We start from the raw sequence: 23529 nt of genomic DNA, 5'->3' as shown, positions 1-23529 counted from the left end.
GCAAGGCGCCCCGTCATCTGCCCGCGAAACCCTCCGATCACAACCCGCCTTGCCCGTGGAAACGATCACATCTTCCCTGCGATATGGGCGCGCATCGCGCGGGTCGGGAAACGGGTGCATCCCCGCACCTTTGGCGCTATCAGGGGGCGAGTCTGGAAACGGACGCACCGATGCCGTTTCTCCGACAGGGACACGGGCGCGGACATCGGCACGCACGGGTCGGAACGCAAAAGGACACACAATGGGCACCGCCGGCCAAAAGGCACTTCTTTTCGATCTCGACGGCACATTGCTGCTGTCGGATTCGCTGCATTACGAGGTGTTCGCCGAAATGTTCGCCGAGCGCGACATGACGCTGACCCCCGCCATCTACGAAAACCGCATTCACGGCCATCACAATCTGGACAGCTTTCCCAAGCTCTTTCCCGGTGAGGACCCGCAGGCGCTGTCCGATGACAAGGAGGCCCGCTTTCGCGCACGCCTGAGCGGCGGCACGCCCCCGATGCCCGGCGCTGTGGCGCTGCTTGATCGTGCGGAGGCGGAAGGCTGGCGCCTTGCCGTGGTCACCAACGCGCCGCGCGAAAACGGCGAGCATATGCTGAAGGCCATCGGGCTGCGGGATCGTTTCGAACTGCTGGTCATCGGCGACGAATGCGCGCGGGCCAAGCCTGACCCCGAGCCCTATCTTGCCGCCATGCGCCATCTGGGCGTGCGCGCGCAGGATTGCATCGCCTTCGAGGACAGCCCCAGCGGCATGCGCGCCGCAGCCCGGTGCGGGGCCTTTCCGGTCGGCATCCGGTCGGGCCTGACCGAGGATCGTCTGCGCGAGGCCGGAGCCAAGGCGACCCTTGCCGATTACGAAGACCCGGCCCTGCCCGGCGTGCTCGCCCGGCTACGGGGCGACTGAGCGGCGCGCTCAGTACAGGAAAGGCTGATCGCCCGGACGGGCGGGCGGGGACGCGGACAGGCGCGCGCGGAACAAGCAGAGGCGCCGAACAGGTCCGTCCGAGCGGCGGCAGCGGCGCATCCAGGCCAAGCCCGCGGGCCACCACGGCAAAGCGGCGGGCGATCATATGCGACAGGATGGCGATGTCGCGCTCGATGATCCTGCGCCGGTCACGACGGTGACCCGATGACCGAAATCGCAGAGCCCCTCAAGGCAGACGCGCATGATCCCGTGATCGCGCCCGATCGACCGGCAAGGGGTTTGGGGCGATACCCCCGCGCCCTCATTTCACGCGCCAGAACGTCGGGCGCACCGGGCCGCGCCACCAGCCGGATTTCGAAACCCGGCCTGGGCGACAGGCCAAGACAAGCATGGGCCGGGCGCGCGAAGCGATAGGTGCAGCCATGCTCGCAGCCGCGATGGGGGGTGATGGTGCACTGCAACGGGATGTCGGGCGAGCGCCCATGGTTGATCGGGCGGCGCAAGCGTTCTTTGCTGACCCCGGTGCCCACAGGGGCGGGTTTTCGGGGATGTCCCAGCCGTCATGCGCGTTCTCATAGCGACGCCGTTCGAACCGTCCGCCGGTGCGCCGGGCAGCACCGTGGCCAGACCGGCGGCCGTTCGCAACAAAGCGGTCGGGCATCGCGATTCCATACGACGATTCCCCGTTGCGGTGCCCCCTGGAACAAACAGGAACCATTGTCACGTCCGTACCAACGCCGCCGGTCGGGCTCGCGAAATGGTGCGGCCTGAACAGGCAAAGAATTCATCTATATTCGGCAAACCGGGTTTATTCTCGCCCCCGCGCGCCCTATCTTTTGAAGATAAAGGAGGTGCGTATGCCGGTAACCCATCTGGGTATCCTGATCATAACCGTCCTGGCGCTTGCCGGTCTGACGGTCTGGGCGCTATTGTCCTGGGGCGCGGGCACGGTTATTCCGCTGCTTCTGGTCCTCGCTCTGGTCGCGCGCTGGGGCATGACCCCGGTCAGCCGGGATGACCGGTCGGTCTGACCCGGTTTCAAGGATGCCGATCTCTCTGTGACAGGGCCGCACGGGCGGCGTGACGCGATGGCGTCAATGCGCTGTTTCAAGCAACAGGGCTGCGGTTCGCGATGCTAACCCGGCGCCCCGTCACGCGTCAGGATCGCCGACACCGGCACCAAAGCGATGCTGCTTGCCCGGTCCTGCAACCCCCATAACAGCAACGCCGAAACCGTATCGGCCCGCAGTCGGCCCAGCATCACCACCGCGCCTTCTTGCCGGGCACGAAAGGCCGCCTGATCGAGAAACCGCCGCATGACCCTCGGGTCCTGCCCCGAGCCGTCGAAATCCCGAAAAACCGTCGCGGTCGGCACGCCGACGCGCCGCGCCAGCGCCTCGCCGGTGCCCAGGCCCTTGGGCAGCATCAACAGCCCATGCCCGGAGTCGCGCAGAAATTCCGCCGCCTGCTCGGACACGCCGCGCGACCCCTGCAGCCCTCCGGCCGGATTTTCAAGCACACCGATTGCTTCGGGCACCGCGCCGAGCGCGCCCTCCAGGTTGATCTCGACGTCGCTGGCCTGCGCGCCGTCGGGCACCCCGGCCAGGGCCAGCACTTCGAAACCGCCGGCGCGATAGGCTTGCGCCGCCGCGCGCGCGTCAGGGTGCGACGGCGAAATCGCGAAGCTCACCGGAAAGGGCAGTTCGCCAACCGTGTCCGGCCCAAGCGGCCCGCTGCCATCGTCGATCAGGACCACCGACATCACCGGCTCGCCCTCGGGCAGGGTCACTGCCGCAGCGTAGCGTTCCAGCGGTGGCTGATCGTCCGATGCTGTCTCGGCGGGCGCGTCGGACGTGCCGGCGATTCTCGGAAGGCGCCGTCTGGGCACACCGCCGTCACGATCAACCAAGGACCCCGCAGGCGCGCCGATCGAGGGGATGCCGATCGCCACCCCCCCGGCGGGCGGCCTTGGCGTTTCGCCGACCGCGTCGCCGTCCGGGGCGCCGATGACCGGAAGTCCGGACGAGCGTTCCGGAATGTCGGGCATCGGCGCTGGCAGCGGCGGGGTCGGCGTCGCCGTCGACACCACGGGCGAGGGGTCTTCCCCGGCGACGGAGGGCGAAACCGCGGCACCGTCCCGCGCGCCCGCAGCGGTTTCCGACGCGGCTGGCGCGCCGGTCCTGTCCGCAGGAACCGGAGCGGGCGGCAGGACCGGCCCGGTGCTGTCGACCGTCGGGGCGACCATGTCCGGTTCGGGCGCGCCGGAATCGGTCCGCGCATCCGCGATCGGCTCGGGCGGTGTCATGGGCCGGGGCCGGGTGCTCGGCTGAACCGCCGGGGCCGGATCGGCGGCATCGACAGGCTGCGGCGGCGTCATGTCCGGCTCGGATGGCCACGCCGGCACCGCACCATCGCCTTGTGGCGTTGCCGTCTCGGGCGGCGGTGCGACGTCCTCGGTCGGGATCGGCTCGGGCGGTGCGCTCTGTTGCACGGCGTCCGGGCCGGGTGTTTCGCGCACCGGCGCTGTCGCGACCCCGCCCGGGGGCAGCGCGTCGGTTTCCAAAGGTACCGGGTCCGGGATCACCGCATCGCGCGGCGGCGGGCCGACAACCAGGGACAGCGTCCCTGCCCCGACCACGGACACCACCGCTCCGATCATCGCCCCTGCGACAAAGCCTCTTGCCATTGCCCCTCGCCCCCTGGTCTGCCTTGTGCCGCGCGCCGGTCCGCTGTCCCGAAACCGCGCGCGGGCCGTTCCTGCCCGTGTCAGCCCGCCGCCCGTTCCCCGAGCGGTCGCTTCCGGTGCATGCCCTTGACGCTGCACCGTCTCCGGGCGCATGTATACCCCGGACGAACCCCCGCCTACCAGCCCGAGAATGCCGCAATGCTCCTGCTTATCGACAACTATGACAGCTTTACCTGGAACCTCGTCCACTACGTTGGCGAACTTGGGGTCGAAACGCAGGTCTGGCGCAACGACGCCCTGAACGTGCAAGAGGCGATGGCGCTGAAGCCCGCGGGCATCCTGCTTGGCCCCGGTCCCTGCGATCCCGACCAGGCAGGCATCTGCCTTGCCCTGACCGAGGCCGCTGCCGAAACCCGAACGCCGCTGTTTGGCGTCTGCCTTGGTCATCAGACCATCGGACAGGCCTTCGGCGGAAAAGTGGTGCAACATTGCGAAATCGTGCATGGCAAGATGGGCACCATGCACCATGACGATACCGGCGTGTTCCACGGGCTGCCCAGCCCCTTCGCCGCCACACGCTATCATTCGCTGGTCGTGGACAGGGCCACGCTGCCCGACAGCCTGATCGCCAACGCCTGGCTTGAGGATGGCACGATCATGGGCCTGCGCCACCGCGACCTGCCGATCCATGGCGTGCAGTTCCACCCCGAAAGCATCGCGTCCGAACACGGTCACGCGCTGATAAAGTCGTTTCTGGATACGATGAAGGTCCCCGCATGAGCGATCGCCTCAAACCGCTGATCGCCGCCGCCGCCACCCGCCCCCTGACACGCGCCGAGGCTGAATCCGCCTTCGAGGTGCTGTTCGATGGCGAAGCGACGCCCGCCCAGATGGGGGGCTTTCTGATGGCGTTGCGCACACGCGGCGAAACGGTAACCGAATATGCCGCCGCCGCCGGGGTGATGCGCGCCAAATGCAACCCGGTGGCCGCACCCGACGGCGCCATCGACATCGTCGGCACCGGGGGCGATGGCAAGGGCACGCTGAACATCTCGACCGCCGCGGCCTTTGTGGCGGCGGGCGCGGGCGCGGTCGTGGCCAAGCACGGCAATCGCAACCTGTCGTCCAAATCCGGCTCGGCGGATGCGCTGTCGGAAATGGGCGTGCAGGTGATGCTGCCCGCCGCCGTCATTGCCCCGATCCTGCGTGACGTGGGCATCTGTTTCATGATGGCCCCGGTGCACCACCCGGCGATGAAACATGTCATGCCGGTGCGCACCGAACTTGGCACGCGCACGATTTTCAACATCCTCGGGCCGTTGACCAATCCGGCCGGGGTCAAACGCCAGCTTACCGGGGCCTTTTCGCGCGACCTGATCCGACCTATGGCCGAAACGCTGGGCCAGCTCGGGTCAAGCCGCGCCTGGCTGGTGCATGGCTCGGACGGCACCGATGAACTTGCGATTTCGGGGGTCAGCTGGCTGGCCGCGCTGGAACAGGACGGCACCGTGCGCGAAACCGAGATTCATCCCGAGGACGCGGGCCTGCCCGAGCATCCCTTTGATCAGATCGTCGGCGGCACCCCGGCCGAAAACGCCCGCGCCTTTCGCGCCGTGCTGAATGGCGCCAGGAACGCCTATCGCGACGCGGTGCTGCTGAACGCAGCCGCCGCGCTGGTGGTGGCGGACAAGGCTGCGGACCTGCGCGAAGGCGTTGCAATGGCGGGGGAAAGCATCGACAGCGGGGCGGCGCTTGGCAAGGTCACAGCGCTTGCCGAGGCGACGCAAAAGGTCGCATGACACCGCCCGCCGCCTGGGCCGGGCTGCCCTTTTTCCGCGACACCTACCCCGTGATCGCGCGCGCCATCGACGCGGAACCGCTGCCGGTCTATCCGCCCGCCACCCACCGTTTCCGCGCGCTTGATCTGTGTCCGCCCGACGCGGTCAAGGTGGTGATCCTTGGGCAGGACCCCTACCACACACCAGGCAAGGCGGACGGTCTGGCATTTTCGATTTCCCAGGACTTTCCAGGCAAGCTCGACAGTCTTGGAAACATTTTCAAAGAGTTGCACGACGATCTTGGCGTTTCTCGCGATCGGACGGATCTGGCGGATTGGGCCGCGCAGGGCGTGCTCTTGCTCAACACCGCGCTGAGTGTGCCAAAAGGCAAACCCAAGGCCCATTCCCGGCTTGGCTGGACCGAACTGACCCGCCAGGTGCTTGAAACCCTGTCCGCTCGCCGCCGCGCCTTTGTGCTTTGGGGCGGCCCCGCGAAAGCCTTTGAACCGCACATCCGTGGCGGCGGGCATCTCGTACTGCGGTCTGCCCATCCGTCTCCGCTCTCGGCCTACAGGGGCTTTTTCGGCTCACGACCCTTTTCGCGCGTCAACGACTGGCTTATTGAAAATGGGGAAACACCTATAAACTGGACCACGCCGGAGGCCCGATGACGCAGACGATCCTCGACAAGATCAAGGCCTACAAGCTGGAAGAGGTCGCCGCAGACAAGCGCGCCCGCCCCCTGAGCGAAATCGAGGCCGAGGCGCGCGCCGCTTTTCCGGTACGCCCGTTTTCAGACGCGCTGCACCGCGCCGTTCAATCGGGTTATGGCTTGATCGCCGAGGTCAAGAAAGCGTCACCCTCCAAAGGCTTGATCCGACAGGATTTCGACCCGGCAGGCCTTGCCGCCGCCTATGAGCGGGGCGGCGCGACCTGCCTGTCGGTGCTGACCGACACGCCGTCGTTTCAGGGCGCCAAGCGGTTTCTGGTCGAGGCGCGCGCCGCCACGTCATTGCCCGTCCTGCGCAAGGATTTCATGTACGATACCTATCAGGTGGCAGAGGCGCGCGCTCTGGGCGCCGACTGTATCCTGATCATCATGGCCAGCGTATCCGACGCCCAGGCATCCGAGCTTGAAGAGGCCGCATTGTCCTGGGGGATGGATGCGCTGATCGAGGTTCACGACCGCGCCGAACTGGATCGCGCGTTGGCACTGAAATCCCCTTTGATGGGCATAAACAACCGCAATCTCAAGACGTTCGAGACGACTCTTGAGACCACGCGCACCCTGTCTCAGGCAATTCCCGCGGAACGAATGCTGATTTCCGAAAGCGGCCTGAACACGCCGGACGATCTGGCGGAAATGGCGCGCCACGGCGCGCGCGGCTTCCTGATCGGCGAAAGCCTGATGCGTCAGCAGGACGTCGAAACCGCGACCCGCAACCTTCTGACGAACCCGGTGGCGGCATGAGCGGGCTGACGCATTTCGACGCCAAGGGTGATGCCCATATGGTCGATGTGTCGGACAAGCCCGAAACGTCCCGCGTGGCAACCGCCGGGGGTTGGGTAAAGATGGCGCCTGAAACCCTTGATATCATTACCGAAGGCCGTGCGAAAAAAGGCGACGTTATCGGCATCGCGCGCCTTGCCGGGATCATGGGTGCGAAAAAGACGCCCGATCTGATCCCGCTGTGCCATCCGCTACCGGTCAGCAAGGTGTCGGTGGACCTGACCCCCGATGCAGACCTTCCCGGCTTGCGTATTGAGGCGACGGTCAAGACAACCGGCCGCACCGGCGTCGAGATGGAGGCGCTGACCGCCGTCACCACCGCCGCGCTGACGGTGTATGACATGGCAAAGGCGGTGGATCGGGCTATGGAAATCGGCGGCATTCGCGTGGTTCTTAAAGACGGTGGAAAATCAGGGCGATACGAAGCGACATGATCAGCGTTTCTGAAGCTTTGGACCGGCTGTTCGCGCTTGCGTCGCCACTTCCGGTCGAACTGGTACCGTTGATCGAGGCCAATGGCCGCGTCCTTGCCCGGACGGTTTCGGCGCGGCGCGACCAGCCTCCCTTTGCCTCTTCGGCGATGGATGGGTACGCTCTTGCCAGCGCCGCGCCGGGACTGCGTTTTCGGGTCATCGGTGAATCGGCCGCCGGAGCGCGGTTCGACGGCCGGCTTGGCCCGAACGAGGCGGTGCGGATTTTCACTGGCGCCCCCGTCCCTGAAGGCGCAACAACTGTTGTAATACAAGAAGATGTCGAGCGTTTCGGAGATGAAATCCTGATCACGGACAGGCTTGGATCCGGCGACAACATCCGCCCCTGCGGAACTGATTTTCGCATTGGCGACCAGGTTCTGGCACCACGCTGGATCAATCCGCAGGACATCGCCCTGCTCGCGTCGATGAATATTGCCACAGTGCCGGTGACGCGCCGCCCACGGGTGGCGCTGATTTCCACTGGCGATGAGCTGGTGATGCCCGGAGAGGCCCCCGGTCCGGATCAGATCATCGCGTCAAACACGCACGGCCTGCACGCGATGCTGGGTGATCTGGGTGCCGAACCCCGGCTTCTGCCGATTGCGCGCGACAGCGAAAGCGCGCTGCGCACAGTCTTTGGCCTGATCGGCGACGCGGACCTTGTGATCACGGTTGGCGGCGCCTCGGTCGGGGATCACGATCTTGTCGCCAGGGTGGTCGCCGATCTGGGGATGGAACGGGCCTTTCACAAGGTCGCCATGCGGCCCGGAAAGCCGTTGATGTCGGGAAAACTCGGCGCTGCGATGATGATGGGGCTGCCGGGAAATCCTGTTTCGGCAATGGTTTGCGGGCATCTTTTCATGGCGCCTGTCATCCGATCCATGCTGGGTCTGCCTGCGGAGCCCGCTCTACGGAAACGGGGGCCGCTCGCGGTGGACCTGCCGGCCAACGGCCCGCGCGAACACTACATGCGCGCGCGCATTCTTCCTGAGGGCCTGCGCCCGTTCGAGCGGCAGGACAGCTCCCTGCTGAGCATCCTCGGAGAAGCGGACGCGCTGGTTGTCCGCCCCCCCTTCGATCCTGCACGCGCCGCGCGAGATGTCGTTGATTTCGTGCCACTATGACGAGCTTTATGACGAGCTTTGGCCGGCTCCTCGATCGCAAGCATATTGACACAAAAAGAGAACATGCCTAGAACAAACCAGAGACACGGCAGGGACATGCAGAATGCTGACCAAGAAACAGCTCGATCTTCTGGATTTCATCAACAAGCGGCTGCAACGTGATGGGGTTCCACCCAGTTTCGACGAAATGAAAGAGGCGCTCGACCTGCGCAGCAAGTCCGGCATCCATCGCCTGATCACCGCGCTTGAAGAGCGCGGATTCATCCGCCGCCTTGCGCATCGCGCGCGCGCCATCGAGATTCTCAAACTGCCCGAAAACCTTGGCGGCACGGCGACGACCTTTACTCCTGACGTGGTCGACGGTGACCGCCCCGACCATTTGCCCGCCGGAGCCCGCGCGCTGTCGACCATAGGCGCGATCGAGCTTCCGGTGATGGGGCGCATTGCCGCCGGCGCGCCGATCCAGTCGATTTCCGACAACCCTCCGGGGATCGCGGTGCCCGGAACGATGCTGGCGTCCAATGCCCACCACTACGCTCTTGAGGTCAAGGGGGATTCGATGATCGACGCCGGGATCAACGACGGCGACGTGGTGATCATTCGCGAGACCGCAAGCGCCGATAATGGCGATATTGTCGTGGCGCAGGTGGATGGCTACGAGGCGACGTTGAAACGCTTTCGCCGCAAGGGCGATATGATCGTTCTGGAGGCGGCGAACACCGCCTATGAACCGCGGGTGCTGCCGATCGGTTCCGTCAAGGTCCAGGGCAAGCTCGTCGGGCTGATCCGCACCTACTGACGCCCGCGTCGCGGCTCATGCCAGAGCCGCGCGCCGCTCGCGGTGACAAAGCGCGCCCCGTCCTCGCCCAGCCAGACCGCGACTGCGCCTGTATCGCGCAGCCGCTTGGGGTCATAGACGTCGCAGCCCGGCATCTCGGGCAGATCGACGCTGGACACCACGATTTCCGGTATCGGGCACCCTTTGAACGCTTCGGCTGCACGTTTGCCTTGCAGATGGGTCACCCTCAGCCCGGCGAGCTGGATCCGGGCGGTGCGATCCGCGCTTCCACCTGGCCAAAGCGCAGCGGCCTCGGCCTGATCTGTAGACGCGCCGTCGTTTTCCAGCCAGACTCCGCCAAGAAACCCGGCCCCCTTCGCACGCGACAGGGCGCGACCCTCGGCGGTCATCGCACCCACAAGAGTTCCGGTGTCGGCGATCAGCAGATCCGGGCGTTGTGAAAGCGGCCACAGCACGACCGCCAGCGCCATCGGCGCAAGCCCTGCCCAACGCAGCCGTCCCTGCCAGAGACACAGAAAAAGTCCGCCCATGGCCAGCAACGGCAACACGACCGGACCCGGCGCCATGACGTGGCCGAGCGATCCTTCCCATCCCGACACCGTCGTCGCCACCAACAGAATCCAGTCCAGCCCCAGCTTCATCAGCCACATCGCGGGCGCGTCCAGCCCGAACGGCATCAGCAAGGCCGCCACCACGGCCATGGGCACCACCAGAATCCCCATCACCGGAACCGCGACAAGGTTTGCCACCAGCCCGTAATGCGAGAGCAGGTTGAAATGTGCCATCGCGATGGGCGCCGTCGCGAACGATGCGGTCAGGGACGAGACCACCAGCGTCAGGACGGGGCGCGCCCAGCCCGGCGCTTCGCGTTCGATCCCGAAATTTCGCAGCAAGCCAAAGACCGTCACCAGCGCCACGGTGGCCGCGAACGACATCTGGAATCCCGGCCCCAGCAACGCCTCGGGTCGCAGCAACAGCACGATGATCGCGGCCAGCGCGACGGCCCGCAAAGACAAGGCGCGCCGGTCCAGGATGACTGCGATGAGCATCACCGCGACCATGACAAATGCGCGTTCGGTGGCGACATTGCCCCCCGACAGCGCAAGGTAACCCGCCGATGCCAGCAGCGCGATTCCAGCGGCGATCTTTTTGCCCGGCCAGTGATGACGCGCCCCTGGCGGCAGCAGAAACGCGATGCGCGCGGCGCCAAAGACGAACCCCGCCAGCAACCCCATGTGCAACCCCGAGATCGCCAGCAGATGCGCAAGGTTGCTGTAGCGCAGCGCCTGAATGCTTTGTTGGGACATGCCAGAGCGATCGCCGGTCATGATGGCGGCGGCAAAGGCCCCGGTCTCGCCGGGCAGCGCCGCCTGAACCCGCGCCGATAGGCCCATGCGCATACGCGAGATCCACTGCCCGCCTTGCGCGGGTTCCAGCAACAGCGCCGGGGTGCGGGTGTAGCCAACGGCGCCAAGCCTGAGGAACCAGGCGTGACGCCGAAAATCGAAACCGCCGGGTTCGGCGGCGCCGCCGGGCGGGCCAAGGTGGCCTGTCATCATCACCCGCATCCCCGGTCCCGGCTCCAGGAATGACGTCCTGGAATGCAGCGATACCCGCACGCGCGCCGGCGTGTCGTCCGGCGCCATGCGGCTGAGCACAACCCGGTCGAGTGTCAGCCGAAGCGCATCCGACGCCGAGCGGTCGATCTTTACCACCCGTCCTTCGATCGGCCCGTAATAGCGAAACCACAATTGCGGCGCTGCGATCAGGTGCGCGCGTGCGCCCGCCAGCGCGACACCGCAGGCCAGCAGGCCAATCGCGACGGCCAGGGGCGCGTGCCCCACCCCGAGCCGCCGCGACAGCGCCAGCAGACCGCCCCCAAAGAGCGCCGCCAGCGACAGACCCCACGTCAGCGGTTCGGACCCCATCAGGAAGTACAGCCCGATCCCGCAACCAAGCGCCACTGGCACCCAAGGGAACAGGTGCCCGCGCTGCCCGATCAACGCGCCCTCGCACCGCTGTAGGATCTGCCGCATACTTGCCCCTGCGCCGTCCGCTGGTTAGAGGGATACCTGACGTCATACGCCATTTCTGGTTACCGAGAGGTTAAGATCCCCATGTCCGCCGCACCCGTTGTCACCCGTTTCGCACCGTCCCCCACGGGCTACCTGCACATCGGCGGCGCACGCACGGCGCTGTTCAACTGGCTGTATGCGCGCGGGCGTCGCGGCCATTTCCTGCTGCGTATCGAAGACACCGACCGCGCCCGGTCCACCCCCGAAGCGACAGCGGCGATCCTGTCCGGGCTGGATTGGCTGGGCCTCGATCACGATGGCGACGTGATCAGCCAGTTCGACCGCGCGCACCGCCATGCCGAGATCGCCCAGCAACTGCTCGCTCAGGGCGCTGCCTACAAGTGCTTTGCCCCGCAGGAAGAAATCGCCGCATTTCGGGAAAAGGCGAAGCAAGAAGGCCGCTCGACGCTGTTCCAAAGCCCTTGGCGCGATGCATCCCCCGACACGCACCCCGATGCGCCCTTCGTGATCCGGCTCAAGACCCCCAGGGACGGTGAAACCGTCATCGAAGACGAGGTTCAGGGCCGCGTCACGATCCGCAACGACCAGCTTGACGACATGATCCTGCTGCGCTCGGACGGCACGCCGGTCTACATGCTGGCCGTGGTGGTGGACGATCATGACATGGGCGTCACCCATGTCATTCGCGGCGACGATCACCTGAACAACGCCGCGCGCCAGATGGGCATCTACACGGCGATGGGCTGGCCGCTGCCGGTCTACGCCCACATCCCGCTGATCCACGGCCCCGATGGCAAGAAACTGTCCAAGCGCCACGGCGCGCTTGGCGTGGATGAATACCAGAAACTCGGCTACCCGGCGGCGGGCATGCGCAACTACCTTGCGCGCCTGGGCTGGAGCCACGGCGACGACGAGTTCTTTACCGACGCGCAAGCCAAGGAGTGGTTCGATTTGTCGGGAATCAACAAGGCACCGGCGCGGCTGGATTTCAAGAAGCTCGAGAATCTGTGCGGTCAGCACATCGCCGCGGGTGACGATGCCGCGCTGCTGCATGAAATCGACGGCTACCTTGCAGCCGCAGCATTGCCCGCGCTGACGCAGGCAAAGAAAGACACCATGCTGCGCGGCATGTACTGCCTGAAAGAGCGATCCAAGTCTTTTCCGGAACTGCTTGAAAAGGCTCATTTCATTTTGGCGGACAGCCCGGTCGACATGGATGAGAAGGCGCAAAAGGCGCTTGATCCTGTATCCCGTGGTATACTGGTCAAGTTGACGCCGCAGTTGCAAAGTGTTAGCTGGACGCGGGAAGATCTCGAAGGGGCGATGGCCGAGTTCGCACAGGCGCAGGGAACCAAGTTCGGCAAGATTGCCGGTCCGCTGCGCGCCGCACTCGCAGGCCGTACCGTCACTCCGAGCGTATTCGACATGATGCTGGTGCTCGGCCGCGAAGAAGCTATTCTTCGGATCGAGCAGGCAGCGGCCTCCGAGACGTGATCGCGCCCTTTCGGGGTCTCACTCCAGCGTTTCGACAGGCCATGTGATTGATTGCCAGGGCACCACCCGGTGTCCGCGGCCCCCTTTCGAAAGGAACGAGACTAGCATGGCTGACACCCCGAGCAAAACCGCAACGCTCACGATCAACGGTCAGAGCATCGAACTGCCGCTCTATTCGCCAACTGCGGGCCCGGATGTTCTTGATATCCGAAAGCTTTATGCACAGGCCGATGTCTTTACCTACGATCCGGGCTTTACGTCGACCGCCAGCTGCGACAGCACCATCACCTTTATCGACGGCGACAAGGGTGAGCTGCTGCACCGCGGCTATCCCATCGACCAGCTGGCCGAGAAATCGCATTACCTCGAAGTGTGCTACCTGCTGCTTTATGGTGAACTGCCGTCGTCGGGCGAGCTTGAGAAATTCGAGAACACCATCACCCGCCACACCATGCTGCACGAACAGATGCAGTATTTCTTCCGTGGCTTCCGCCGGGACGCCCACCCGATGGCGACCATGGTGGGCGTGGTCGGCGCCATGTCGGCATTCTATCACGACAGCACCGACATCAGCGACAACAGCCAGCGCGAGATCGCGTCGCACCGCCTGATTGCCAAGATGCCGACCATCGCCGCCTGGGCGTACAAATATTCGATCGGCCAGCCGTTCGTGTATCCGCGCAACGACCTCAGCTATGCGGCGAACTTCCTGCACATGTGTTTCAGCGTGCCGGCAGAGCCTTATCATGTGAACCCGATCCTGAGCCGCGCGATGGACCGGATCTTTACCCTGCACGCCGATCACGAACAGAATGCGTCGACCTCGACCGTGCGGCTTGCATCGTCGTCGGGCGCCAATCCGTTCGCCTGCATCGCGGCGGGCATTGCCTGCCTTTGGGGCCCGGCCCATGGGGGTGCCAACCAGGCCTGCCTTGAAATGCTCAAGGAAATCGGCTCGCCCGACAAGATTCCCGAATACATCGCCCGCGCCAAGGACAAGAACGATCCGTTCCGGCTGATGGGCTTCGGGCACCGCGTCTACAAGAACTTCGATCCCCGCGCGACGGTGATGAAGCAGTCCGCGGACGAGGTGCTTGATCTGCTCGGCGTCGAAAACAACCCGGTCCTTGCCACCGCGAAGGAACTGGAAAAGCAGGCGCTCGCAGACGACTATTTCTCCGAGAAAAAGCTGTTCCCGAATGTCGATTTCTATTCGGGCATCATTCTGGAGGCGATGGGCTTTCCGACGTCGATGTTCACCCCGATCTTTGCGCTGTCGCGCACCGTGGGCTGGGTGTCGCAGTGGAAAGAGCAGCTGGCCGATCCGCATCACAGGATCGGCCGTCCGCGCCAATTGTATCGCGGCCACACCCTGCGCGATTACACGGATATCGAAAACCGCTGATCGCGGCGCGATAGCGGAAGCAACTGTCAAAGCCGGCCCCTTGCGAGAGGGGCCGGCTTTTTTCGAAATCTTCCCTGACACGGCGATCATGGGGGATGATTTTCGCAACCCCGTGTCAATCCGACGGGACGGGGGCGTATTGTTGGGCCGACTGTTTCCAGTACTGACGAAAATCAGCGGCAGCAGCATGCATTGATGTCATAACAGTTTCGAAACAAACCGTTTCCGATAATTTTCAACAAACTGCGGCGCATTTGGGGCAAATCAGGGGCAGCGCGACATTGTCCTGCCCGACATTCAAGGAGCCCCCATGTCCACCGGTCAGCATACTTACGTCACCCTCGGATGCGATCCGACCGTCACCGTTGAAATCGTCGAAGACGCAGGCAATCTGTGGCTGAGCGTCACATCGGACGATCCGGCCAACACCGACATCGACGGCCTGTTCTTCAACTTCACCAATGACGCGGTGATCGGCGACCTGCACATCAACCCCGAGTACAGCGAAGACATCGGATCCAACGGCGAGAACATCACCGGGTTCGAAGCCTCGGTCGGCACACTGAACCAGCTGAACAACGGCGCCCAGGTACAGGGCCAGTATGACTGCAAGATCGAATTCGGCACCGAAGCCTATACCACCGGCGGTGACGTCGATCAGGCGGCGATGACGTTCTGGATCGACGGCGCCGAGGGGCTGACCATCGACGACATCGACCTGAACTCGCTCACCTGCGTGGTCAACTCGGAAACCGGCACCGGGCTGGCACTGACCAACCCCGACGCCAGCGGGTCCGACGACGCCGCTTACGAAACCACTGTCGCGGCAGAGGATGATTTCAACGACATCCATTATGCCTGGCAGTCCGACATCGTCGCCCATTCCGGAAACTGGTACGCCACCAACGGCGAGCTGGCCGCGAACGGCTGCAACGACGGGAACCTGTGGTTCGACAAGGTCGATGTCGATGGCAAGATGGAAATCAGCTTTGACGCCCGCGCCCCCCACACCGAATATTTCGAAAACGGCGGCTGGGCCGGCGACAGTCTGGAAGTCTGGGTCCAGATCGACGGCAGCCAATGGGAACTGCTCGACACGTTCGAAGTGAATGTCGAAGGCGATGCCCTCGTAGGTGACACGACGGGCCAGCAGATCACCGCCGACAGCACCACGCTCAGCTATTCGGGCGGTGCGCTTGACGATGCCGAAACCGTCCAGATGGTGATCGGCGCCGATTTCACCTCGGCAAACGAACAGGTCTTTATCGACAATGTCGAATTCCTCGACACCACCGAAACCGTGATCTCGGACGACACCGAAACCGTCGAAACCGAGGTCGCGTCCGAAGATTTCGATTCCTCGGATCATTTTTGGGGCACCAATTCGGCCGATATGATCAAGGGATGGACCGACTGGGACGTCAGGAATGGCGAGCTGAACACCGATGGCAGCGACGACGGGCATATCTGGTTCGACCAGGTCGACACCGGCGGCAACGACGCTAAGATCGCCATGGACGCCCGCGCGCCCCACACTGAATATTTCGAAAACGGTGGCTACGGCGGCGACAGCCTTCAGGTCTGGGCGCTGGTCGATGGCTCGGACTGGGAACATCTCGATACGTTCACCGTCAACGACACGGGGACGGCCCTGGTCGGCGACAAGACCGGGCAGGAGATCAACTCGGAAAAATCCTCGCTTGAATGGACCGAAGGGTTGGAGACCGCCTCGTCGGTGCAGCTGTATATGTATTCGGATATTTCGTCGTCGGGCGAGGACATCTACTTTGACAACCTGACGGTATCGACGCTTGAGGAGGTGCCGGTCGAAGGCGGCGGGCCGGACGATTCCGCTGACGATTGCGCGCAGTACCTGCTGAGCTATGACGATTACGGCAAGCTTGCGCAGGATGCCGAGCAGGCCGCGCTTGACGGCTCCGAAGCGCCGGAAGACGATGTCGAAGAGGTGATGGCCGCCTGACCAGGCCACAGATGAACGACGCGGCGCGCCCCGGGGTATCAGGGCAACGCCGCCGGTCACCTCGTAGCGGGTGATTTCGTAATTCATCCGCGCTCTTCTGGCCCGGCTGGTCCGTCGCGATGAGGCATGCGGCGGACCAGCCCGGTCAAGCGATACGCGGCGTCACATGCGCGCGGACAGCTCGGCAATCAACGCGCGCGCTTCTGCAGGCGGGGCCTGTTCGCGGCGCAAATAGGCCGACCCATCGGTGGTGCGGGTCACGAAAGCGCCTTCGACGAGGGTGCGCCGGACCTGCGCCGCGTCGCGGAACGCGCATAGCGCGTCGAGGCGCGCGCTGATCTGGCGTTCGGTCAACGGCTCACGCGCGGGCAGCCGCGCCCAGATCGGCCACAGGCACAGCAATTGCATCCGGTTGCGCGAGGGAAACCGCCTTAACCGCCCGTCAGCATCAAACTCGCGCAAGGCGCGCAACAGCAGCTTGCGGTCGATTTCAGGAGTTGGTGTCGTCTGCGCGCGCAGATGCTGATAGTTGCGATAGCCCGCCGCGCGGGCGATCTGGCCCAGCAATTCCAGATGCGAGGGCGGTGTTTTCAGCCCGTCGTGCAGGCGGCGGGCGAATAGAGACAGGTCGTGGATGGTCAGGGGAATGACGTCACGGCTCATGGGGTCCTCCGGGGTCCGGATACCACATCCCGCATCCGGGATCAGAGAGGTCCGCCCTTGTCCCTCGGGCATCCATCCGGGGGTAAAACCGATGTGCAAGGCAGGTTTAGCAAATGGCGGAGCCTGGGTGAACTGCGGACCCTGCCCCGATCATAGCAGCCTCAGCGGTTGTCGTCGAGGATGTCGCGCAGGCGCGCCTGTTCCTCGGGGCTGAGGACCGCCTCGCTCGGCGCCTCCGCGCGTGACCTGGAACGGATATAGACGCCCCCCAGGCCCATCGCGAACAGAAACAACAGCGGGCCCGCCGCCCAAAGCAGCCAGTTCCAGCCGCTCGTCGTTGGCCGAAGCAGCACGAATTCCCCGTAGCGGTCGACCAGATAGGCGACCACCTCGTCATCGCTGTCGCCCGCCGTAATGCGTTCGCGCACCAACAGCCGCAGATCGCGCGCCAACGAGGCGTTGGAATCGTCGATATTCTCGTTCTGGCACACAAGGCAGCGCAACCCTTGCGAGATCTCCCGCGCCCGCGCCTCCTGCGCGGGATCGGGCAGAACCTCGTCGGGTTGCACCGCAAGCGCCGGACCACAGAGAAACAGCAGGATCACCAGAAATCGCTTCATTCCGCCGGCACCTCCCCGGCGGGCACGGCCTTGCGCGCGCCTGCGGCAACGCGGAATCGCCGGTCGGACAGGCTGAGCGCGCCGCCGATCGCCATCAGGATAGCGCCCCCCCAGATCCAGTTCGCCAGCGGCTTGAGATACACCCGCACGGTCCATCCGCCGCCCTGCTGCGCATCCCCGATCACCACATAGATGTCGCGCCAGAACCCGCCGTGGATCGCCGCCTCGGTGGTAGGCATCCGGGCCACCGGATAGGTACGCTTTTCAGGATAAAGATGCGCGATTTCGGCGCCATCCCGGCGCACGGATACCTCGCCCCGATCGGCAAACCAGTTTGGCCCCTGCACGCGCTGCACCCCAAGCAACTCGAATTCGAACGCACCCACGGTATAGGGCGTGTTCAGATCGGCAGCGCGGATGTCTTCGATCTGCCAGGCCATCAGCCCAGCGATGCCCGCCATGGTCACGCCAAGCCCGCCATGCGCCACGGCCTTGCCCCAGTCGGCGCGCGGCAGACGCAGCAGGCGGGCGTAATCGCGCGACCGCCCGACGCGTGTCAGCAGATCCGTCGCCGCCCCCGCCACCAGCCAGGTGCCAAGGAAAAGCCCCACCGGCCCCAACAGGCTGCGCCCGGTCTGCATCGTCCAGACCAGCCCCGCCACGGCGACAGCCAGCCCGAAACCCGGCACAAGCTGGCGCAGCGCCCGGCCCATCTTTCCCCGCTTCCACCCCAGCAGCGCGCCCACCGGCAGGATCAGGCCCAGCAGCACCATGAACGGCGTGAACGCCATGTCAAAAAACGGCGCCCCCACCGACAGCTTGCGGTCAAACAGCATTTCGGCCACCAGCGGCCAGAGCGTTCCGACAAAAACCACGAAACAGGCAACCGCCAGCAGGATGTTGTTCGCCACCAGCGCCGATTCACGACTGACAACACCGAACACCCCCTTGGCCTGCATGGTGCCCGCCCGCGCGGCGTAAAGCGTAAGCGCCCCGCCGGTGAAAATCACCAGAATGGCCAGAATGAACACACCGCGCTCGGGGTCGGTGGCAAAGGCATGCACCGAAGTCAGAACCCCCGAACGCACGATGAACGTGCCGATCAGCGAAAACCCGAAGGCCAGGATCGCCAAAAGGATCGTCCAGCTTTTCAGCGCCTCGCGCTTTTCAACCACGATTGCACTGTGCAGCAGCGCCGCAGCCAGCAGCCAGGGCATGAACGATGCGTTCTCGACCGGGTCCCAGAACCAGAACCCGCCCCAGCCCAGTTCGTAATAGGCCCACCACGACCCCAGTGCGATGCCGATGGTCAGAAAGACCCAGCTCAGCAAGGTCCAGGGCCGCACCCAGCGCGCCCAGGCCGCATCCACCCGCCCCTCGATCAGCGCCGCCGCGGCAAAGCTGAAGCACAACGACAGCCCGACATAGCCCAGATACAGAAACGGCGGATGAAACGCCAGGCCCGGATCCTGCAACAGCGGGTTCAGATCCTGCCCGTCGAACGGCGGCACAGCCATACGCAGGAACGGGTTCGACGTGAACAGGATGAACGCAAAGAACGCCACCCCCACCATCGCCTGCACACCCAGCACACGCGCGCGCAACGTCGCAGGCAGATTGCCTCCGAACCACGCGGCCAGCGCCCCGAACAGCGCCAGAATCAACACCCACAGCAGCATCGACCCCTCGTGGTTTCCCCACACACCGCTGATCTTGTACAGCAAAGGCTTGGCGGAATGGCTGTTGGCCACCACCAGCCGCAACGAGAAATCCGACACGATGAAGGCATGCATCAGCGCCGCAAAGCTAAGCAGCGTCAGCAGAAATTGCGCGGTTGCGGCGGGTTCGGCCACGGCCATCCAGCCGGGCCAGCGTTTGTGCGCCCCGATCATCGGCACCACCGCCTGCACGCAGGCAACAAGGGCCGCAAGGATCAGCGCAAAATGTCCAAGCTCGTTTATCATGGGCCCCTCTATACGGCACCCCCCCACACCCGGCCAACGAAAACCGCAGCTTGCCCTATAACACTTTGTCGCGGGCGAAATGCGGAACGGGCGCGGTCCGAAAACCGCGCCCGCCCATCCTTGTCGGCCCGAAACATCCCCGTGGGTCAGGCCCGACGGCGCCGTGCCATCACCGTGTCGACTGCCATTCCGCCAGTGCAGGATTGCCGCCGCCGTCGGCGTCATCGGCAACCCGCGCAGGAAGGCGCGCAGCTGCCCCCCCCTGTGCCGTCTCGGGGTCAAGCGCGCGGATCTGCGCCACCACGCCCGGCACCGCCGCCACGCTCGCGGCGATGTCGCGGCGAAAGGCGTGGCCCTTTACCTGATGACGCGCGCCGAAATAAAATCCGACAATGGCCGTCAGAAGCCACCACATCGGGTCCGGCACCAGCGCGATTCCCGCCATGCGCTCGGCAAACCACAGCGGGTCCACCATCGCCGCCACGAACAGCGCCAGTGTCCCAAGCGCCAGCGCCGGGCGCGGAATGCGGTTCAGGCCGTCGATGAAGCGGTCGAACCGCGAACTGTGTTGCGAGGTGAACTCGGTTCCGAATTGCTGAAGCGCACTGGCCTGCAAACCGGCTTCGCGCGCCGCCTGCGCTTCGGTGTTTTCACGAAACACCTCGGCGGTTTCGCGGATGACGTTGCGCCCCGATCCGAACACCACCTGGAACAGCGATCCGATCATGCCCGTCATCCCCATGCCGCCACCCGAGCGTTGAACTCCGCCGCGCTCATGTGGAACCGCGGCGAGATGAACTCCTCGGCGCGCTTGATCCAGCCGCCCTTGCCGCCTGCGCGGGTGCGGGCGTATTTGCGCGATGCCGGACGGCGATCGGCCAGCGCGAAATAGTAGTTCCGCCGCTCGATGCCGTAGGCGTCCGCGATCACGGTGGGCGCCTGCGCATGGGCGCGATGGGTCGCCGCGATGGTCATCGGCCCGATGGCGCCGTCGACCGCGACCGTCTCGCCCATCTTCAGCAAAAGCCGCTGAAGGATCTTCACAGCGTTGCTGCCAGCGTTCACATACATGTCGAACACGCTCGCATGCAGAGCCTCTGGCAGATCCGCGATACGCGGGCCGGAAAAGTAATGAGTCAGGAAAATATCGACCGCCTGGGCACGACTGAGCGCCTGCACATCGCGCGCGTCCACGTCGCCGTCGCGGTCAAGGTCGACCCCGAGCCTGCGCATCGTGTGGATGGTGACGCCATATTTGGTCGCCCCGCCCGGATCGTCGGGGTCGTTCACATAGCCGCCCTCGCGGGCGACGATTTCTTCGGCCATGCGCCGAACGTCGCTGCTGGTCATGGTGTTTACTCGCTCGATCTAGGTGTCGCGGCGAGCGCCCTCTTGAAGGGACGCTTTCCCGCAGCACCAAATGTCGCCAGAATTTATTAACCACCCCCAACTGCAGCGTGCGGTCCGGTGGCGGGCCGCACCTGTGGCCGACCGGCGCGGCCGATCGCCGGGATTTCGGGAAATGCCGTAAACCTTTGTGACAAAAGAAAAGGCCGGAGCAAAAGCTCCGGCCCGTCCGTGAGAGTACGAGAGGCGCGATAAATCAGTTCAGAGCGGATTCATCGACGTCGGGCATCTCCATCATCTGGTCCTTGGTGTAGGGAACCACGATGGCGTAGGTCGCATCGTCGACCGGCACGAGGTTCACATCCGAAAGCGAGATGTGGATGTGCTTGTCGCCGATGTCGAGGAAGCCGCCAACCTCGGCCACGATACCTTCGAGCGAGCCGTCGGCGTTGAACACGAGGTCTTCGATCTCACCGACGTTATCCCAGTTGTCCTGGATCGCCGACTGGCCATTGGCCGCCATATCGGTGTCTTCTTCTCCCTCGGTGGTGACCGCAGCGTCACCCGACGCCATGTCGGTGCTGGTCGTTGCCGCCGGGTCGGTGGCCGCGTTGTCGATCGACTCGTCGGTCATTTCGTCGGTGTTTTCGGCATAGACCCGGCCACCCAGAATGTCACGGGCGCGGATCAGACCGTCAGCATCGTTGGCAAACAGCGCCTCGGTGTCGCCGGCGGCCCGGTTCATCTTGCCGTCCACGTCGTTTGCGGCGTTCTGCATCGCATCGCCAGCGTTCCGGGCGCCGTTTTGGATCGCGTCGCCGGTGTTCTCGGCAGCTTGCTCCAGATTTTCGCCGGCGCGCTCCAGATTGGTTTCGGCCTGCTCCATATTGTCCTGGGTCTGCATCTTGGTCTCGTCGGCGGTCTGCGCGTAAGCGGCGCCACCTGCGGTCAGAGCGAGAGCGGCAACGGTCATGGTAAGGCGTTTCATGTGGTGTTCCTCCGTTTGGTGTCGTCTTGAATGACGTATGCCCCAACAACACGGGTCACCCCGCAACCGTTCCATGCCCCGATACCTTTCGACCTGACATTAATGTCATGGAACCAATTCAGACATTCCGCTGAAGGAATGTAAGAAGCTGGCGGGTCGATCCGTCCTTTCCTTCGGCGGTTTCGGCCCCGGTCACCATCGGGTGAAGCGTCGTTGCCAGTTCCTTGCCCAGCTCGACCCCCCACTGATCGTAGGAGTTGATGTTCAGGATCACCCCCTCGACGAACACCCGGTGTTCATACAGCGCGACAATGCGCCCCAGCGTTTCGGGGTCGAGCAATTTATACACCAGCGTCGTCGACGGGCGGTTGCCCGGAAACACCCGGTGGCGCGCCTGTCGTTCCAGCTCGTCACCGTTGAACGCGTCCGCGATCCCGGCGCGCGCCTCATCCAGGGCACGCCCGCGCATCAGCGCCTCGGATTGCGCCAGACAATTGGCGACCAGCAGTTCGTGATGATGACGCAGCGAAGGTTCGTGCCCCCGCGCGGCGACCATGAATTCGCACGGCACGACACGGGTGCCCTGATGGATCAGCTGGTAAAAGGCATGCTGCCCGTTGGTGCCCGGCTCGCCCCAGACCACCGGGCCGGAATTGACCGTCAGGCCGGCCCCCTCCATGCTGACGCCCTTGCCATTGCTTTCCATCTCAAGCTGCTGAAGATAGGCTGGCAGACGTTCCAGCCGGTTGTCGTACGGCAGCACCGCGCGCGTGCTGTAACCCAGCACCTGATTGTGCCACATGCCCACCAGCGCCAGCATCACCGGCATGTTCCGCGCCAGCGGAGCGTCGCGGAAATGCCGGTCCATCTTCATGCCGCCGCTCAGGAAAGCGCGAAAATTGCCCGGCCCGACCGCCAGCATCATCGACAACCCGATCGGTCCCCACATGGAATAGCGCCCGCCGACCCAGTCCTCGAATCCGAACACGCGTTCGGCCGGAATGCCCCATTCCGCTGCCCTGGTCTGGTTCGACGACAGCGCGACGAACTTGCCGTCGGTGGTTTCGCCCGCCGCCTCCAGCCAGTCCCAGGCGGTGCGCGCGTTGGTCATCGTCTCGATGGTGGTGAATGTCTTGGACGCGATGACGAACAGCGTCGTCGCGGGGGTGCACCGCCTGAGCGTGTCCGCAATGTCGGCCCCGTCGACGTTGGACACGAAATGGCAGCGCGGCCCGTCATGGAACGGCGCCAGCGCGATGGTGCCCATCTTCGGCCCCAGGTCGGACCCGCCGATGCCGATGTTCACCACGTCGGTGATGGCCGAGCCGCGGATCTCGTTGGCCAGCTTTTCCATCCGGTCCAGCGTGCCCAAAACCGCGGGCATGACATCGGCGCCGTCGACCAGCACCGGCGCGCCGTCGAGGTTGCGCAGGGCAGTGTGCAGCACCGCGCGGCCTTCGGTTTCGTTGATCCTGACGCCTTCGAACATCGCCTCGCGGCGGGGGGCGACCTTGGCCGCGTCGGCGACAGCGATCAGAGCCGCAAGAACCTCGTCATCAAGCTGCGTCTTGGAGAAATCGAACAGCATTCCATCGACTTCGATGGAAAAAGACGCGGCGCGGTCGGCATCCTGCGCGAACAGCGCGTCGATACGGCGCCCCTCGCGCGCTGCGGCGAGGCGTTTCAGATCATCCCACATGGCACTCTCACTTCTTCTGAAGGTCGGTATCCGA

At 64.7% G+C, this 23529-nt stretch carries 21 protein-coding genes; 12 read left to right on the top strand and 9 right to left on the bottom strand.

The genetic code is table 11. The features are described 5' to 3' along the window. Positions 1–241 precede the first annotated feature (241 nt). Both ATI53_RS05345 and ATI53_RS23195 read left to right on the top strand, forming a co-directional pair. Positions 242–907 (top strand): HAD family hydrolase, encoded by a 666-nt coding sequence (locus tag ATI53_RS05345; RefSeq protein WP_009503289.1) that lies wholly within the window; start codon positions 242–244, stop codon positions 905–907. An 878-nt stretch (positions 908–1785) separates the two neighbouring features. Then, positions 1786–1959, top strand: coding sequence for a hypothetical protein (locus ATI53_RS23195; protein WP_009503287.1), 174 nt, complete (start codon positions 1786–1788; stop codon positions 1957–1959). A gap of 104 nt (positions 1960–2063) precedes the next feature. Here ATI53_RS23195 and ATI53_RS05335 read toward each other — a convergent pair whose 3' ends face one another. After that, entirely contained in the window at positions 2064–3614 is a 1551-nt protein-coding gene (locus tag ATI53_RS05335; protein WP_170134528.1) for a divergent polysaccharide deacetylase family protein, read from the bottom strand. A gap of 198 nt (positions 3615–3812) precedes the next feature. On the opposite strand from ATI53_RS05335, the gene ATI53_RS05330 reads away from it, so the two are divergent. The 7 genes from ATI53_RS05330 (at position 3813) to lexA (ending at position 9298) form a co-directional block, all read left to right on the top strand. Continuing rightward, positions 3813–4394 (top strand): aminodeoxychorismate/anthranilate synthase component II, encoded by a 582-nt coding sequence (locus ATI53_RS05330; RefSeq protein ID WP_009503285.1) that lies wholly within the window; start codon positions 3813–3815, stop codon positions 4392–4394. Beyond that, the gene (gene trpD, locus ATI53_RS05325; protein WP_111549880.1) at positions 4391–5413 is read left to right on the top strand and encodes an anthranilate phosphoribosyltransferase; all 1023 of its coding nucleotides are present in this window, start codon (positions 4391–4393) and stop codon (positions 5411–5413) included. Before ATI53_RS05330 ends, trpD begins: the two co-directional genes overlap by 4 nt. Next, the gene (locus tag ATI53_RS05320; RefSeq protein ID WP_009503283.1) at positions 5410–6063 is read left to right on the top strand and encodes a uracil-DNA glycosylase; all 654 of its coding nucleotides are present in this window, start codon (positions 5410–5412) and stop codon (positions 6061–6063) included. Before trpD ends, ATI53_RS05320 begins: the two co-directional genes overlap by 4 nt. Then, positions 6060–6863: an indole-3-glycerol phosphate synthase TrpC gene (gene trpC, locus ATI53_RS05315; RefSeq protein WP_111549879.1), complete on the top strand. Its 804-nt coding sequence runs from the start codon at positions 6060–6062 to the stop codon at positions 6861–6863. Before ATI53_RS05320 ends, trpC begins: the two co-directional genes overlap by 4 nt. After that, positions 6860–7336, top strand: a complete 477-nt coding sequence (gene moaC / locus ATI53_RS05310) for a cyclic pyranopterin monophosphate synthase MoaC (RefSeq protein ID WP_009503281.1) — start codon at positions 6860–6862, stop codon at positions 7334–7336. The genes trpC and moaC overlap by 4 nt, the downstream gene beginning before the upstream one ends. Further along, the gene (locus ATI53_RS05305; RefSeq protein WP_009503280.1) at positions 7333–8499 is read left to right on the top strand and encodes a molybdopterin molybdotransferase MoeA; all 1167 of its coding nucleotides are present in this window, start codon (positions 7333–7335) and stop codon (positions 8497–8499) included. Before moaC ends, ATI53_RS05305 begins: the two co-directional genes overlap by 4 nt. 103 nt (positions 8500–8602) lie before the next feature. After that, a complete protein-coding gene (lexA, locus tag ATI53_RS05300) occupies positions 8603–9298 on the top strand; it encodes a transcriptional repressor LexA (protein WP_111549878.1) in 696 nt (231 codons plus the stop codon). Here the strand turns inward: lexA and ATI53_RS05295 are convergent. After that, the gene (locus ATI53_RS05295) at positions 9292–11334 is read right to left on the bottom strand and encodes a ComEC/Rec2 family competence protein (RefSeq protein ID WP_111549877.1); all 2043 of its coding nucleotides are present in this window, start codon (positions 11332–11334) and stop codon (positions 9292–9294) included. The genes lexA and ATI53_RS05295 overlap by 7 nt on opposite strands. An 81-nt stretch (positions 11335–11415) precedes the next feature. Between ATI53_RS05295 and gltX the strand changes: the two genes are divergently transcribed. The 3 genes from gltX to ATI53_RS05280 all read left to right on the top strand — a co-directional run bounded on the left by gltX (position 11416) and on the right by ATI53_RS05280 (position 16214). Further along, positions 11416–12828 carry a glutamate--tRNA ligase gene (gene gltX, locus ATI53_RS05290; RefSeq protein WP_111549876.1) on the top strand — a complete coding sequence of 471 codons (1413 nt, stop codon included), beginning with the start codon at positions 11416–11418 and terminating at the stop codon, positions 12826–12828. Between the two features lie 106 nt (positions 12829–12934). Then, entirely contained in the window at positions 12935–14233 is a 1299-nt protein-coding gene (gene gltA / locus ATI53_RS05285; RefSeq protein WP_009503276.1) for a citrate synthase, read from the top strand. A gap of 310 nt (positions 14234–14543) precedes the next feature. After that, the gene (locus ATI53_RS05280; protein ID WP_111549875.1) at positions 14544–16214 is read left to right on the top strand and encodes a hypothetical protein; all 1671 of its coding nucleotides are present in this window, start codon (positions 14544–14546) and stop codon (positions 16212–16214) included. Positions 16215–16376: 162 nt separating this feature from the next. Here the strand turns inward: ATI53_RS05280 and ATI53_RS05275 are convergent, their stop codons facing one another. The 7 genes from ATI53_RS05275 to pgi form a co-directional block, all read right to left on the bottom strand. Beyond that, positions 16377–16877: a DUF2087 domain-containing protein gene (locus ATI53_RS05275; protein ID WP_009503274.1), complete on the bottom strand. Its 501-nt coding sequence runs from the start codon at positions 16875–16877 to the stop codon at positions 16377–16379. Between the two features lie 161 nt (positions 16878–17038). Beyond that, entirely contained in the window at positions 17039–17497 is a 459-nt protein-coding gene (locus ATI53_RS05270) for a cytochrome c-type biogenesis protein (RefSeq protein WP_009503273.1), read from the bottom strand. Continuing rightward, complete coding sequence (locus ATI53_RS05265; RefSeq protein WP_111549874.1) at positions 17494–19461, bottom strand: heme lyase CcmF/NrfE family subunit; 1968 nt, start codon at positions 19459–19461, stop codon at positions 17494–17496. Before ATI53_RS05265 ends, ATI53_RS05270 begins: the two co-directional genes overlap by 4 nt. Before the next feature lie 169 nt (positions 19462–19630). Further along, entirely contained in the window at positions 19631–20188 is a 558-nt protein-coding gene (locus tag ATI53_RS05260; protein ID WP_223865896.1) for a holin family protein, read from the bottom strand. A 5-nt stretch (positions 20189–20193) separates the two neighbouring features. Further along, positions 20194–20811 carry a holin-associated N-acetylmuramidase gene (locus ATI53_RS05255; RefSeq protein ID WP_111549872.1) on the bottom strand — a complete coding sequence of 206 codons (618 nt, stop codon included), beginning with the start codon at positions 20809–20811 and terminating at the stop codon, positions 20194–20196. A gap of 253 nt (positions 20812–21064) precedes the next feature. Further along, positions 21065–21796 carry a PRC-barrel domain-containing protein gene (locus ATI53_RS05250; RefSeq protein ID WP_009503269.1) on the bottom strand — a complete coding sequence of 244 codons (732 nt, stop codon included), beginning with the start codon at positions 21794–21796 and terminating at the stop codon, positions 21065–21067. Positions 21797–21914: 118 nt separating this feature from the next. After that, entirely contained in the window at positions 21915–23495 is a 1581-nt protein-coding gene (gene pgi / locus ATI53_RS05245) for a glucose-6-phosphate isomerase (RefSeq protein ID WP_111549871.1), read from the bottom strand. Between the last annotated feature and the right edge of the window lie 34 nt (positions 23496–23529).

The sequence above is a fragment of the Salipiger aestuarii genome (assembly GCF_003259905.1).
GTDB classification, from domain to species: domain Bacteria; phylum Pseudomonadota; class Alphaproteobacteria; order Rhodobacterales; family Rhodobacteraceae; genus Salipiger; species Salipiger aestuarii.
Note: the sequence above shows the minus strand (reverse complement) of the source record. Positions and strands in the feature narration are given on the sequence as shown.